The 13,365-nt window shown below is 59.2% G+C and carries 14 protein-coding genes; 8 read left to right on the top strand and 6 right to left on the bottom strand.

The window, feature by feature from the left end; all coding sequences use genetic code 11:
* The first annotated feature begins 40 nt into the window (after positions 1–40).
* The 6 genes from cysG to KIN_RS05445 are packed head-to-tail and all read left to right on the top strand — an operon-like array spanning position 41 to position 5,453.
* The gene (gene cysG / locus KIN_RS05470) at positions 41–1,432 is read left to right on the top strand and encodes a siroheme synthase CysG (protein ID WP_159804912.1); all 1,392 of its coding nucleotides are present in this window, start codon (positions 41–43) and stop codon (positions 1,430–1,432) included.
* Positions 1,429–1,731, top strand: a complete 303-nt coding sequence (locus tag KIN_RS05465; protein ID WP_159804911.1) for a DUF2849 domain-containing protein — start codon at positions 1,429–1,431, stop codon at positions 1,729–1,731. The genes cysG and KIN_RS05465 overlap by 4 nt, the downstream gene beginning before the upstream one ends.
* A 1-nt stretch (position 1,732) precedes the next feature.
* Positions 1,733–3,397 carry a nitrite/sulfite reductase gene (locus KIN_RS05460; RefSeq protein ID WP_159804910.1) on the top strand — a complete coding sequence of 555 codons (1,665 nt, stop codon included), beginning with the start codon at positions 1,733–1,735 and terminating at the stop codon, positions 3,395–3,397.
* A complete protein-coding gene (locus tag KIN_RS05455) occupies positions 3,387–4,133 on the top strand; it encodes a phosphoadenylyl-sulfate reductase (protein WP_159804909.1) in 747 nt (248 codons plus the stop codon). Before KIN_RS05460 ends, KIN_RS05455 begins: the two co-directional genes overlap by 11 nt.
* Before the next feature lie 3 nt (positions 4,134–4,136).
* The gene (locus KIN_RS05450; RefSeq protein WP_159804908.1) at positions 4,137–4,556 is read left to right on the top strand and encodes a DUF934 domain-containing protein; all 420 of its coding nucleotides are present in this window, start codon (positions 4,137–4,139) and stop codon (positions 4,554–4,556) included.
* A gap of 60 nt (positions 4,557–4,616) precedes the next feature.
* On the top strand, positions 4,617–5,453 hold the full coding sequence (locus KIN_RS05445) for a ferredoxin--NADP reductase (protein ID WP_159804907.1): 837 nt from the start codon (positions 4,617–4,619) through the stop codon (positions 5,451–5,453).
* 43 nt (positions 5,454–5,496) lie between these two features.
* On the opposite strand, the gene KIN_RS05440 is transcribed toward KIN_RS05445, so the two are convergent.
* Entirely contained in the window at positions 5,497–6,555 is a 1,059-nt protein-coding gene (locus tag KIN_RS05440) for a hypothetical protein (protein ID WP_159804906.1), read from the bottom strand.
* Positions 6,556–6,685: 130 nt separating this feature from the next.
* Between KIN_RS05440 and infC the strand changes: the two genes are divergently transcribed.
* The gene (infC, locus tag KIN_RS05435; protein ID WP_159804905.1) at positions 6,686–7,297 is read left to right on the top strand and encodes a translation initiation factor IF-3; all 612 of its coding nucleotides are present in this window, start codon (positions 6,686–6,688) and stop codon (positions 7,295–7,297) included.
* A gap of 46 nt (positions 7,298–7,343) precedes the next feature.
* On the opposite strand, the gene KIN_RS05430 is transcribed toward infC, so the two are convergent.
* From KIN_RS05430 to KIN_RS05410, 5 genes are all read right to left on the bottom strand, one after another.
* On the bottom strand, positions 7,344–8,351 hold the full coding sequence (locus KIN_RS05430; protein WP_159804904.1) for a molybdopterin-binding protein: 1,008 nt from the start codon (positions 8,349–8,351) through the stop codon (positions 7,344–7,346).
* Positions 8,351–9,316: an XdhC family protein gene (locus tag KIN_RS05425; RefSeq protein WP_159804903.1), complete on the bottom strand. Its 966-nt coding sequence runs from the start codon at positions 9,314–9,316 to the stop codon at positions 8,351–8,353. Before KIN_RS05425 ends, KIN_RS05430 begins: the two co-directional genes overlap by 1 nt.
* Positions 9,306–9,770 carry a DUF1203 domain-containing protein gene (locus KIN_RS05420; protein ID WP_159804902.1) on the bottom strand — a complete coding sequence of 155 codons (465 nt, stop codon included), beginning with the start codon at positions 9,768–9,770 and terminating at the stop codon, positions 9,306–9,308. The genes KIN_RS05425 and KIN_RS05420 overlap by 11 nt, the downstream gene beginning before the upstream one ends.
* Before the next feature lie 83 nt (positions 9,771–9,853).
* Positions 9,854–11,107: a vWA domain-containing protein gene (locus KIN_RS05415; protein ID WP_159804901.1), complete on the bottom strand. Its 1,254-nt coding sequence runs from the start codon at positions 11,105–11,107 to the stop codon at positions 9,854–9,856.
* Between the two features lie 3 nt (positions 11,108–11,110).
* A complete protein-coding gene (locus KIN_RS05410; protein ID WP_159804900.1) occupies positions 11,111–12,022 on the bottom strand; it encodes an AAA family ATPase in 912 nt (303 codons plus the stop codon).
* Positions 12,023–12,140: 118 nt separating this feature from the next.
* On the opposite strand from KIN_RS05410, the gene KIN_RS05405 reads away from it, so the two are divergent.
* Positions 12,141–13,361 (top strand): acyl-CoA dehydrogenase, encoded by a 1,221-nt coding sequence (locus KIN_RS05405; RefSeq protein ID WP_159804899.1) that lies wholly within the window; start codon positions 12,141–12,143, stop codon positions 13,359–13,361.
* The last annotated feature ends 4 nt before the right edge of the window (positions 13,362–13,365 follow it).

The following is a 13,365-nucleotide window of genomic DNA, read 5'->3' as shown; positions in this document are numbered from 1 at the left end:
AAATTGTTCTATATTGAGATCAACGAAGCGAGAGATTTCAATGAAACACTTTCCAATCTTTATGGCAGTCGAGGGACGGCGTATTGTTTTGTCTGGCGGCGGTGACGCAGCGCTGGCGAAATTGCGTCTTCTTCTGAAAACCGAAGCAAGACTGACGGTTGTAGCGCAAAACGCGGCGCCAGAAATACACGCATGGGCCGCTGAGGGCGTTCTTACACTGATCCCCCGAGCGATGGAACCGGGCGACGCGATGTGCGCACGTCTGTTTTACGCGGCAAACGAAGACGAGGCGGAGGACGCTCGCGTTGCAAGTCTGGCCCATGCAGACGGCGCACTCGTCAATATCGTGGACAACCTGGGCGATAGCCAATTCATCACGCCTGCAATTGTCGACCGTGATCCCGTAACAGTCGCTATCGGCACGGAAGGCGCGGCCCCCGTGCTGGCCCGTGCCATCAAGAAGGATCTGGAAGAAAAGCTGCCGCCCACATTGGGACTGCTGGCCCGGGTCGGCAAAGCGTTTCGCACACGGGTTGAGGCCCTGCCCTTTGGTGTAAAGCGTCGCGATTTCTGGTCGGATTATTACTTCAAGGCAGGGCCCGCCGTGACGGGTGAAGCCGAAGCACAAACGGCGCTTGAGGATCTTCTCGGTCAACATCTGGCAGCGCCGGAAAAAGAAGGGCGCGTTGACCTTGTTGGCGCTGGTCCTGGCGATCCGGAACTCCTGACACTGAAGGCCCGCAAAGCGCTCGATACAGCGGATGTTATCATCTACGACCGCCTGGTTGCGCCGGAGATTCTGGAGTTGGCCCGCCGGGAGGCCACGCTTCTGTCCGCCGGAAAGGAAGGCTTCGGCCCGTCCGTGACGCAAGATGCGATCAACGAAATGATTGTCAGCCACGCCCGCGGCGGTGCCTATGTTGTTCGGCTCAAATCCGGGGACCCGACAGTGTTCGGGCGGCTGGACGAAGAGATCGAAGCTTGCGAGGCCAGTGGTGTTGCGTGGCGCATTATTCCCGGCATCACATCCGCGTCTGCCGCTGTGGCAATCTTGGGTCAGAGCCTCACCAAGCGCGGTCGCAACTCTGGCGTTCGCTTCATAACAGGTCACGACACGAAGGGGTTTGCGGATCACGATTGGCGCGCTTTGGCCCAACCCGGCGAAGTTGCTGCGATCTACATGGGCAAGAAGTCCGCCCGTTTCCTTCAAGGCCGCCTTTTGATGCATGGCGCAGATCCCGCGACGCCGGTGACAGTGATCGAAAACGCGTCCCGTCCGACGCAGCAGATTCTGTCGACAACGCTGGCAGAGCTGGAGCCTGCCCTGCAAAACGCCGGGTTTGACGGCCCCGCCCTGACATTCCTTGGCCTCGCGCCCAGAGCCGCCCTCGCGGCGGCGGAAGACTTTGAACAGAAGGAGGCTGCCTCATGAGCAAGCCGTTCACCCCTAAAGTCGTAACAGCAAATGCGCTGCTTGAAGGCGATGTGATCTACCTGACGGAAGCCGACACCTGGTCCCGCAAGATTGGCGAGGCGGAAGTGATTGAAGACGCCGCCCACGGCGATTTGCGCCTTTTGCTGGCACAGTCTCAGCCTGACCAAGTGGTCGGCGCCTATTTGGCAGACGTCCAGATCACGGATGATGGACCACAACCGACCCATTTCCGGGAAGAGTTCCGTACGCGCGGCCCGTCCAATTATGCCCACGGCAAGCAAGTGGAGTTGTCCTGAGATGTACCATTATTCAGATTTCGACCGCGATTTCCTGCGCGAGCGCAACGCGCAATTCCGCGCGCAGGTCGAGCGGCGCATTGACGGTTCGCTGACAGAGGACGAGTTCAAACCGCTCCGCCTGATGAACGGGCTCTATTTGCAACTGCACGCCTACATGCTTCGCGTGGCGATCCCCTATGGCACGCTCAACAGCATGCAAATGACGACGCTGGCTGATATCGCTGACAAGTGGGACAAGGGCTACGGACATTTCACCACACGTCAGAATATCCAGTACAACTGGCCCAAGTTGCGCGACGTACCAGACATGCTGGATGCATTGGGTGAGGTCGGGATGCATGCCATTCAAACCTCCGGCAACACGATCCGAAACGTGACGGCGGACCATTTCGCAGGCGCTGCGGCGGATGAGATCGAGGACCCCCGCCCGGTGGCTGAACTTTTGCGCCAGTGGTCAACCGATCATCCAGAATTCCAGTTCCTGCCGCGGAAGTTCAAGATCGCGGTCACCGGCGCCCCTAACGACCGTGCTGTTACCAAAGCCCACGACATCGGCCTGCGTATGGTTACGAAAGACGGTGACGCTGGCTTTGAGGTGATTGTTGGTGGTGGTTTGGGCCGGACGCCGATGGTCGGCAAAACTCTGCGGGAATTTCTGCCGAAGGCGGACTTGCTGCCCTACGTCGAAGCCATCGTCAGCGTCTACAACCTGCTCGGCCGTCGCGACAACAAATACAAGGCCCGGATTAAGATAACCGTTCATGAAAACGGGCTGGAGACGATCCGAGATCTGGTTGAAGACCGCTTTGTCTTGATCCAACCGGAGTTCTCTGGCGTGGATCAGGACTGGCTTGCCAAGATCGAGGCACAGTTCAAAGCGCCGGAATTCATCGAAAGCTCTGTCGCGCAGTTCAAGGCAACTTACCATGAAGACCCAGTGTTTCGGTCATGGGCGGACACCAACCTGACGGCGCATCGCAATCCCGACTACGCGATCGTGTCAATCAGCTTGAAGGCACAGGGGCAGACGCCCGGCGATGCGACCTCCGACCAAATGCGTGAGATGGCGAAGATCGCGCAAGAGTACGGTCATGACGAGTTGCGCATCAGCCACGAGCAGAACGTGATCCTGCCCCATGTGCACAAATCGCACCTGCCCGCGATCCACGCGCGGCTAAAAGAGCATGGGTTGGCAACGGCCAATATTGGGCTGATCTCGGACATTATCGCCTGCCCGGGTATGGATTACTGCGCCCTGGCGACGGCGCGTTCGATCCCGGTTGCGCAACAGATTGCGACCCGCTTCGACGAATTGAAGCTGGAGCATGATATCGGTGCGTTGAAGATCAAGATCTCTGGCTGCATCAATGCCTGCGGACATCACCATGTGGGCCATATCGGTATCCTCGGACTCGACCGCGCCGGTGTCGAAAACTACCAGATCACACTGGGTGGCGACGGAACGGAAACTGCTGCCATTGGCGAGCGGGCGGGACCAGGCTTTGCCTATGACGAGATTGTTCCCGCGATAGAGCGGCTCATCTATGCCTATCTCGATCTGCGTGAGGATCCGGATGAGACCTTTCTTCAAACCTACCGCCGTCTGGGCCTGGCCCCATTCAAGGCGGCGCTTTATCCGGAGGTGAAGGCCAATGCCGCTTGAGGCTCCCCTCGCCCCGATCTCAGAGCGCGCTGCGGAGTTGAACAGCCGCTTTGCGCATCATTCCGGCAGCGATGTGTTGGCCCATGCGGTCCGTGATGCGCTGGTTGGTCAAATCGCAATGGTCAGTTCTTTTGGCGCAGAGTCGGTCGTTCTGCTTCACATGCTGTCGCGTGTGGACCGGACCATTCCCGTGCTCTTTATCGATACCGAGATGCTGTTTCCCGAAACGCTTACCTATCAAAGTGATCTGGCCGCCAAGCTAGGTCTCAACGTCAAGGTGATCCGTCCTGATCGGGGCGAGCTTTTGGAGCAGGACGTCGACAATCTACTGCACCTCTACGATGTCGACGCCTGCTGCGCGCTGCGAAAGACCCGGCCTCTGGACAAGGCACTCGAGGGGTTCGATGCATGGATCACCGGACGCAAACGGTACCAAGGTGGGCAGCGGGCGCAGCTTGAGTTTTTCGAGGCGGGCGCGGATGGTCGGATGAAAGTCAATCCGCTCGCCCATTTCGATACCGATGACATTCGGGAATACATGATAAACAACCGCCTGCCCCGCCATCCGCTTGTCTCGCAGGGGTATCCGTCTGTCGGATGCGTGCCATGCACGACAAAGGCACGGGCAGACGAAGACCCACGGGCCGGGCGCTGGCGCGGACAGGCAAAAGACGAATGCGGCATTCACTTCGTGGACGGCAAAGCTGTGCGCGGACCTGCCCAAGCAAGGACATAAAACATGAGTGTGATTGTCAGTGACGCGGGTTTCAAACCCGATGACTGGGACTACGACTTCATCGCTCTGGAAGATCTGCCCGCAAATCACGCCGGGCCAGTTCTGTCCATCGACCTGCCGAGTGACGCGGATCCAAACACCCTGTCCAATCGGCTGGCTGAAATTGACATGATCCGCATCGACTTTCCGTCGTTTGCGGACGGACGCGGGTTTACCATTGCGCGGCGCCTGCGTCTGATGGGCTTCGAGGGGCGTCTTCGCGCTAAGGGCCATGTCATTGCAGATCAGTACGCGATGGCGCGGCGGTCGGGTTTTGACGATGTGGAGATCGATGAAGATCTCGCACGCCGCCAGCCAGAAAATCAATGGCGCGACCGGGCTGGCTGGCAAACCCATGACTATCAGTCGCGCCTGCGCGGCTAGACATATTTCCCATTTTGACCCATCAGAGGACGGGGCCAAATCAGGCTTCGTAAAAAAGACATGACCGAGCAGACCACAGTGACCACCGCCACAGCCAAACCCGTCCCGACCCTGCCTGACGCCCAGACGGTGACCTCTGTCACGCATTGGACCGACCGCCTGTTTTCCTTTCGGGTAACACGCCCGCAATCCCTGCGCTTCCGTTCCGGCGAGTTTGTCATGATCGGGCTTATGGGTGATCCGGACCCCGCGACTGGGCGCACGAAACCCTTGCTCCGCGCATACTCGATCGCGTCACCTTCCTGGGATGATGAGCTGGAGTTCTATTCGATCAAGGTTCAGGATGGCCCGCTGACGTCGAAGCTGCAGCACATTCAGGTCGGTGACGAAATTATCCTGCGCCCCAAACCCGTGGGCACCCTTGTTCACGACGCACTTCTGCCCGGCAAACGGATTTACTTCTTTTCGACCGGCACAGGCTTCGCCCCGTTCGCGTCGCTGTTGCGGGAGCCGCAGACCTACGAAGACTATGACGAGGTCATCGTAACCCACACCTGCCGCGATGTGGCGGAACTGGAATACGGCCGTCAGTTGGTCGAAGGACTGGAGAACGACCCGCTGATCGGTGAAATGGTTGCCGGAAAACTGAAATATTACCCGACGACGACCCGGGAAGAGAGCACCAAGATGGGCCGTATTACCGAAAAACTGAAGTCTGGGGAGTTGTTCACTGATCTGGGCGTGCCGCCGATTTCACCGGAAACTGACCGCGCTATGGTGTGCGGGTCCATTGGATTGAACAACGACCTGAAGGAAATCCTGGAAGGGTTCGGCCTGCGCGAAGGCGCGAACTCGGAACCGGCGGAATATGTGGTCGAAAAGGCGTTCGTTGGCTAGGCGGACGTGCCGCCTAACCGATTAGAAAACTATGCGACCGGGCCTATTGTCCGGTTGCAGCCCGCACTTGCTCCAACACTTCACGCAGCGCATCCGGGTTGTCGCGGACGGCCTGAAGGCTGTTTTTCAGGGCAGTCTTAGCAACAACGTTCATGTCAGACGCATCGATTTGCTCAACAGCGGCGTCGTAGTCAAACCCTTCAACAGTCAGCGGTCCGGCGTCTGTTTCAGCGGCCGCTGCTTCGTTCTGATCTGCGGCGTCATCTGAAGATCCCGCATCGGAACTGGTATCAGATGCGTCACTCTCCGTAGCTTCCGTTGCAGTATCCTCTGCTGACTCGGCGGCCTCAGCAGCGCTTTCTTCGACGGTGTCCGTTGCATCTGTCGCTGCATCCTCTACGGCATCGGCGCCATCGACCGCACCTTCCGCTGCCTCTTCAACGGCTTGTGCACCTTCAGATGCCGCATCATCGGCAGTGTCCGTGACACTCTCAGCAGCACCTTCAACAGCATTGCCGACCTCTGATGCAGCTTCAGTTCCGCTTTCCACGGCGTCTGCGGCGGCGTCTCCAGCGTCTTCTGCCGCACCTTCAACGGCGTTCAGACCTTCCTGAGCCGTATCGGCTGCACTATCCGCCGCGTCGTTCAGCGTATCGCCAACTGCATCGGCGGCCTCTTCAGCGGTTTCGGCAGCGTTTTCTGTAGCCTCTTCGGTTGCGGCAGCAGCGTCATCCGCAGCACCTTCGGTTGCATTCACCGCATCCTCGGCGGTCTCTTCAACTGCCTCTGCCCCGCCCTCAACTGCCTCTTCCGCCTCGGCTGCAGCATCATCAGCGACTTCAGCCCCACCTTCAACGGCGTCTTCTGTCTCAGCGGCGGCGTCATTCGCGGTCTCGGTCGCCGTATCTGCAGCGTCTTCAGCCTGCTCTTCAAGATCCTCAACTGCATCGGGTGCCGTGACGGCGCTGTCCGCAGGTTCTTGGGCTGGCGGTGCGACCTCTTCCTCTTCCGAAGAAAACCAGCCCATTGCGTAAGCTGAATGTGACGCCCCAACGCCAACGGCCAGAGTCGCTGCCAAACCAATGACAAAATGATATTTCATGAATCTTCCCTCTCGTCTTTTCGGGAGAATGCGTGCATTGACGCCCCCGGTGGCACTGCATCACGTAGTCTCAACCGAAGACCAAGCCGAATGTTCCGCAATCCGATGTGTCGGCGGAAAACCGACTTGAATGACCCGACGACGGCGCTTAGTTTTGCGCAGACCTTTATTTTTAACGACAGAAGGACTTGAGGCCATAGCCCGCAGACCCCACAACGCACCCCCGGTGCGTGAAACCGGACCCCGCGTCAACGACCGCATCCGGTCAGATGAAATCCGATTGATCGGTGCCGACGGCGAAAACGTCGGTGTTGTCACACCAGCCCGCGCCATGGAAATGGCCGCCGAGGCCGGACTTGATCTTGTAGAGATCTCACCCAATGCCAATCCGCCGGTCTGTAAGATCATGGATTTCGGCAAGTACAAATACGAACAGCAAAAGCGCGAATCCGAGGCGCGCAAGAAGCAGAAGACCATCGAGGTGAAAGAGGTCAAGTTTCGACCCAACACCGACACGCATGATTATGACGTGAAGATGCGCAATGTTTTCAAGTTCCTCGAGAACGGCGACAAGGTGAAGGTCACCTTGAGGTTCCGTGGTCGGGAAATGGCGCACCTCAATCTGGGGCGCGAACTTCTGGAACGCGTGGCGGACGACGTCGAAGGATCGGGCAAGGTGGAAAACATGCCTAAGATGGAAGGTCGCCAGATGATCATGATGATTGGCCCGGTTAAGACCTGATTTTCCTTCCATGGAACGAATGAAGCCTCGGCAGTGCCGGGGCTTTTTATGTTTCAGACGAAGATTGCGCACGTCGGGGCTGAGGGCGCGTCGGTATTTCCTTCAGGAGACCGCCGACCCCCATGCCCATGATGTCCGTTGGTGTCACTGGTACCGCGCAAATGATCCGCTCCAGCACCCAGTCGGCCCCATTGAGCGCGGGCGATTTCGCACAGCCCGGAAGACCAATCACTGGCTTGTCTCCTAGCGCGCCCAGAAACAGCAAATTGCCGGGGTCAACGGGCATGCCGAAATGATGAACCGTCCCCCCTGCGCGCCGCACGGCTTCGGGCGCGACATCCAGAAGATCCGAGGTCGCGGACCCCGTCAGGATGCACAGCACCTCGCCTTCCGCTGCAAGCAAGGCCTCCGACAACGGCGCTATGGCGTGCGGCACCACGTGTTTGGGATCAAGGTCGACGGACAACGCTTCCATCCTCTGCGCAATCGCCGCGTGGCCCTTTTCGCCGTCATCCGTACCGACGCGCGTCTGGATCAGAGTAGCTCGTGTCAGCTCCGCGGGCCTAAGCGTCAAGCCCCCCCGCCCCGCGTCGCACGCCCGCCTCAATGCATCCTCAGCTACCCCGTAGGAGATGATTTTGACCGTCGCGACCATCCCGCGCGAGGCCATGCGCTGCCATTCCGGAACCGTCGCCACCGTAATCATCGGATCAATGTTGTTCAGCGCGTTGATCTTTGCGGCATCAACCGCAGCAATTCCGGGTCGCGTTGCTAGAATGTTGACGCGGCCTGTGCCCGGTCGCCCCAGCTCAAGATGGACGGCCGCCGGATCAGGAACCAGCGCCTGTGCCAGTTGCAGGGCCGCCGCGTCTTCGTGAACATCTGCGTCGCCCAGCCTTGCAATGGTCACTTCAGTGACGCCCGCTTCTGTCAGATCCGCGATATGCGCCTCGGTCAGCCATGCGCCCTTGCGCAGCCGTCTTTCGCCAACCTGAACGGAGTGGGCAAGGATCGCACCGCCTGCGTTTTCCGTCGGAACTGATCCGAAGTCCATCAGCCCTGCCGCAGACTTTGAATGATCTGCGCCATGATCGAAACCGCGATTTCTGCCGGCGACTTCGAGCCGATATCCAGCCCGACAGGCGCGTGGATCCGCGCGATATCTTTGGGCGAAAACCCCTGTTCTTCCAGCCGCGCGACCCGCTTCGCATGGGTCCGCGTAGATCCGAGGCAGCCCAGATAAAAACAGTCGGATTTCAGTGCCTGAGTGATTGCGGGATCGTCAATCTTGGGATCATGGGTGAGGGTCACCACAGCACTGCGCGTGTCGAGCCCGAACGCCTCCAGCGCCTCATCGGGCCAATCGTGGACAAGGGGCGTGCCGGGAAACCGCGCCGGGCTGGCGAACGTCTCGCGCGGGTCTATGACGACGGGCGCGAAGCCACAGGCCCGCGCCATATCGACCAAAGGCTGCGCTATATGTGCGCCGCCGATCACGGCCATCCGCAGGGGCGGATTATGAATGCCAACAAAAACCTCCTCGTCAAACCCGGATTTGTCGCTGCGAAATCGCTCTGGATGATCTTCAAGCGACCCTAGATGGCGAGACCAATCCAATGTGTTCACCACATAGGCCACAGGCGCGGCACTACCTCGGCGTGCGACCAAGTCCGCAAGCAAGTCTTCTGGAATTGCCTTGCCCACGGGTTCCACCATCACGCGGATTGTCCCGCCACATGCGAGCCCAACCGCAAAGGCCTCATCGTCGCTGACGCCGTACTCAAGAATGCGGGGCTTGCCGTCATCAAGCGCGTCTATTGCCTCGACCACGACAGCGGCCTCAACGCATCCGCCCGAGACAGACCCCATAATGTCGCCCTCGCCGCTGATCGCCAGTTGGCTGCCCACGGGCCGCGGCGCTGATCCCCAGGTTTCAACAACTGTGGCGATTGCAGCACCCGTGCCCTTCTGGTGCCAGTCCAAGGCGATCGCCGGGATATCGTTGAGGTCAGGTGTCACGGATGATCCTTGTCAGAAAGCAGTTGTTTCGGGCCGATCTCACATCAATGTAGGTGACATCCTCCCGGTCGAAAAGCGTCCGCGCATAATCCGTGATCTCATCCTTTGGTGTGATCCGGCCCGTGCCGTAGAGAATACGGTCATCCGCACTGTACGCCTTAACCAGAAATTCAGGAGACCGGCTAAGAATGTCGGGCGTGCCGTCGTCCGCGTAAGGCATGCACGGCGCCTTGCAGAAAAAAATAGGACCTGTTTCGGCATAGGGATGCAGAGTCCGAAAGGGGCGCGCGGCAAGGATGAGCATGGTATCCCCTTTTGGCACGTTTTTGAGGCAGGACCGGCAGGGTGTGCCAGTGCCGGACGAGATCGCCTCCTCCGCCACCCGCCCATAGGCATCCGGGCCGCCTGCGCGGATGTCATCTACAAAGGTCTGAGCATAGGGTGTGAATTTCATGACCTGGGTCTCCATCGTTTTAAGATGAACAGATCCTACGATACGACGCGGGGGCAGCCGACCCGAAGCTTGCGCAAACACCGTCACAGCTGCGCCATCAACCGCGCCTTCTCGCCCGTGTCATCCGGACGGCTAAGCGCGTCTGCCAGCGCCTCTAACGACGCGATGCTGTGACCCGCTCTAAAACTGTCCACATGAGGCAGCATTGCCGCAATACCCTTGGCCTTTGGGGCGAATTCTTCCCACCTGAGAAGCGGATTGAGCCAAATGACACGCCGTGCACTTAGGTTAAGCCGCTGCATTTCCCGCGCCAGGACATCCGGGTCATCCCGGTCAAGCCCATCAGTAATGAGCAGGACGATCGCCCCCTGCCCCATTACCCGCCGCGACCAATCCCGGTTGAAGTCATGCAAGCAAGATCCGATCCGCGTGCCCCCTTCCCAATCCTGAGCCTCCGCCCCGGCGGCGGCAAGCGCTGCATCGACATCACGTTGACGCAGATGGCGGGTGATATTGGTCAGGCGGGTCCCGAAGGTGAGCGCATGGACCTGCGCCCATCCGGCGCCTTTTTCGTTGCTGACCGCATGCAGAAAATGAAGCACCACACGGGAATAGTGGCTCATCGAGCCTGAGATATCACAAAGGGCCACAAGATTGGGCCAGCGGATGCGCGGTTGCTTGAGCCGAAGCTCCTGCAGATCGCCCCCTGTCCTCATAGAGTGGCGCAATGTGGCCCGCCAATCGATCCGGTTGCCTCTCAGTGCCAGCTTCGTCCGGCGGGACATCAGCGGCCGGACAGGCAGCTTCAGCTTGGCCAGCATACGCCTTGCCTCGGCCATCTCGGCGGTGCTCATCTGCTCGAAGTCCAGCGATCGCAGACGTTCTTCAGATGACATGGTGCGGGACGCATCAATCTCGATCTGCGTGCCGTCTTCCTCGTCATCTGGAATGTCGGGAAGGTCGCGGTTCACCCCGTCCAAAAGCGCCTCTGCCGCGCGTTTTTCGGCGGATTTGGCCTTCTTTTCTTCCTGCACGCCCCGGATCGCGGGCGTCAACGCCGCAATCATATGCTCCAGATACCGGGGGTCGCGCCAATAGAGCCGGAAGATTTGCGCAAACACAGCCCGATGTTCAGGACGGGAGACGAAACAGGCCTGTAGCGTGAAATAGAAATCCTGTTTACGGGAAAACCCCGCCGCTTCGACCGCGCGGACGGCATCAATCACACGCCCCGGACCAACGGGCAATCCCGCTGCGCGCAGAGCACGCGCGAACCATGTAATGTTCGTCGCAAGCTTCCCGTCTTCGGGAATGTCGAGAGGCAGATATTCAGCCATGGATCAGGCCGTGGCCAGTTCCGCCCGAACCTCGTCCAACAAACGCTTGGCCTCGGAGCCCTGAATTTTCTGGATATCGTCCTGATACTTCAAAATAGCGCCCAAAGTATCGGCAATCACCTCGGGGCTCATAGTCATCACATCAAGGGCCAGCAGGCACTTCGCCCAGTCGATCGTCTCGGCCACGCCCGGTTTCTTGAACAGGTCCTCCGTCCGCAACTTTTGAACGAACGCGACGATTTCGCGGCTCAGCGTTTCCTGCGCTTCGGGCGCACGAGCGCGCAGGATCTCCATCTCGCGCTCGAAATTGGGATAGTCTACCCAATGGTAGAGACAGCGGCGCTTGAGGGCGTCGTGCACTTCGCGCGTTCTGTTCGATGTGAGAATAACGATGGGCGGCTCTGGCGCTGTGATCGTGCCAAGTTCCGGGATCGTCACCTGAAAATCGCTGAGCGCTTCCAAAAGGAACGCCTCGAACGGCTCGTCGGTGCGGTCCAACTCATCGATCAAAAGGATCGGTGCACCGCCCTCCTGCGGCTCCATCGCCTGAAGCAGAGGGCGGGAAATCAGGTAATCGCCCGAGAAGAGTTCCCGCTGAAGCGTATCCTTATCGGCGTTTCCCTCGGCCTCAGCCGCGCGGATCGCAACCATTTGTGCGGCGAAATTCCATTCGTAGACTGCGCTTGCGGCATCCAACCCCTCGTAGCATTGAAGCCGGATCAGCTTGCGACCCAGTGCGGCGGCCATGGCCTTTGCGATCTCGGTTTTCCCAACGCCGGCCTCGCCTTCCAGAAACACGGGTCGCCCAAGCTTAAGTGACAGGAACACCACCGTCGCCAAAGCGCGGGAACAGACATAGTTCTGCCCCTCCAAAAGAGAAATCGTCTCATCGATAGATGCGGGCAAACTTGTCATGGCGTCTCCTCAGACGGCCAATGCTGCATCTTGACCCGTCCGCGTCAAGGTGACCCGCCGCATTGCCGAAGCGAAACCAAGACGATAGTCTTAGCGCAACCATTGAAGGAGCTTCCCCATGAACGTAACCACGCCGATCAAAGCCAAAGATGCGCCGGACATGGCCCGGTTCGACTGGGAAGATGCGTTCCGACTTGAGGATCAATTGACGGAAGACGAGCGCATGCTGCGCGACGCCGCGCGCACCTTTGCCAACGAAAAACTGGCGCCGAAGGTCATCGATGCCTACCGCGAAGAAACCAGTGATCCCGGAATATTCAAGGACATGGGTGCCGCGGGCCTTCTGGGGGTCACCGTGCCGGAAGAATATGGTGGGCTTGGTGCCGGATATGTCACCTACGGCCTCGTCGCGCGTGAGATCGAGCGGATCGACAGCGGCTATCGGTCCATGATGTCGGTGCAGTCGTCTCTGGTGATGTACCCGATCTATGCCTACGGCTCGGAAGAGCAGCGCCAGAAGTACCTGCCGGGGCTTGCGTCGGGCGAACTTATCGGGTGTTTCGGTCTGACCGAACCGGACGCGGGATCCGATCCTGCGGGTATGAAAACCACCGCAAAAGAAACCGCCACGGGCTATGTCCTGTCCGGCTCAAAGATGTGGATCTCGAACGCGCCCTTCGCGGATGTTTTTGTGGTCTGGGCCAAATCCGAGGCACATGGTGGCAAGATCCGGGGGTTCGTCCTTGAAAAGGGAATGAAAGGCCTGTCCGCTCCTAAGATTGGCGGAAAGCTGAGCTTGCGGGCCTCCACCACCGGCGAAATCGTGATGGACGGCGTGGAGGTCGGAAAAGACGCTCTCCTACCGAATGTAGAGGGTCTCAAAGGTCCCTTCGGATGTCTCAACCGAGCGCGCTACGGGATCAGTTGGGGCGTCATGGGGGCGGCTGAGTTTTGTTGGCACGCCGCCCGTCAATACGGGCTTGATCGCAAGCAATTCAATAAACCCCTTGCGGGCACGCAGCTGTTTCAGAAAAAGCTGGCAGACATGCAGACAGAGATCTCGTTAGGTCTTCAGGGTTCGTTGCGTGTCGGGCGCCTGATGGAAGAAGGCAATGCCGCGCCCGAGATGATCAGCCTGATGAAGCGCAACAACTGCGGCAAAGCGCTGGAGATCGCCCGGACAGCTCGCGACATGCACGGCGGCAACGGCATTTCGGAAGAGTTCCAGGTGATGCGCCACATGGTGAACCTAGAGACCGTGAACACCTACGAGGGCACCCATGACGTTCACGCCCTGATCCTTGGCCGCGCGCAAACCGGATTACAGGCTTTTTTCTAGGTCG

The sequence above is a fragment of the Litoreibacter roseus genome (assembly GCF_009811795.1).
Classification (GTDB): domain Bacteria; phylum Pseudomonadota; class Alphaproteobacteria; order Rhodobacterales; family Rhodobacteraceae; genus Litoreibacter; species Litoreibacter roseus.
This window is presented reverse-complemented; position numbering and strand designations above follow the sequence as displayed.

Excerpts from the sequence above, each read along its gene's own strand:
- cysG (WP_159804912.1), top strand. The coding sequence starts at position 41 with ATGAAACACTTTCCAATCTTTATGGCAGTCGAGGGACGGCGTATTGTT.
- KIN_RS05465 (WP_159804911.1), top strand. The coding sequence starts at position 1,429 with ATGAGCAAGCCGTTCACCCCTAAAGTCGTAACAGCAAATGCGCTGCTT.
- KIN_RS05460 (WP_159804910.1), top strand. The coding sequence starts at position 1,733 with ATGTACCATTATTCAGATTTCGACCGCGATTTCCTGCGCGAGCGCAAC.
- KIN_RS05455 (WP_159804909.1), top strand. The coding sequence starts at position 3,387 with ATGCCGCTTGAGGCTCCCCTCGCCCCGATCTCAGAGCGCGCTGCGGAG.
- KIN_RS05450 (WP_159804908.1), top strand. The coding sequence starts at position 4,137 with ATGAGTGTGATTGTCAGTGACGCGGGTTTCAAACCCGATGACTGGGAC.
- KIN_RS05445 (WP_159804907.1), top strand. The coding sequence starts at position 4,617 with ATGACCGAGCAGACCACAGTGACCACCGCCACAGCCAAACCCGTCCCG.
- KIN_RS05440 (WP_159804906.1), bottom strand. The coding sequence starts at position 6,555 with ATGAAATATCATTTTGTCATTGGTTTGGCAGCGACTCTGGCCGTTGGC.
- infC (WP_159804905.1), top strand. The coding sequence starts at position 6,686 with ATGACCCGACGACGGCGCTTAGTTTTGCGCAGACCTTTATTTTTAACG.
- KIN_RS05430 (WP_159804904.1), bottom strand. The coding sequence starts at position 8,351 with ATGGACTTCGGATCAGTTCCGACGGAAAACGCAGGCGGTGCGATCCTT.
- KIN_RS05420 (WP_159804902.1), bottom strand. The coding sequence starts at position 9,770 with ATGAAATTCACACCCTATGCTCAGACCTTTGTAGATGACATCCGCGCA.
- KIN_RS05415 (WP_159804901.1), bottom strand. The coding sequence starts at position 11,107 with ATGGCTGAATATCTGCCTCTCGACATTCCCGAAGACGGGAAGCTTGCG.
- KIN_RS05410 (WP_159804900.1), bottom strand. The coding sequence starts at position 12,022 with ATGACAAGTTTGCCCGCATCTATCGATGAGACGATTTCTCTTTTGGAG.
- KIN_RS05405 (WP_159804899.1), top strand. The coding sequence starts at position 12,141 with ATGAACGTAACCACGCCGATCAAAGCCAAAGATGCGCCGGACATGGCC.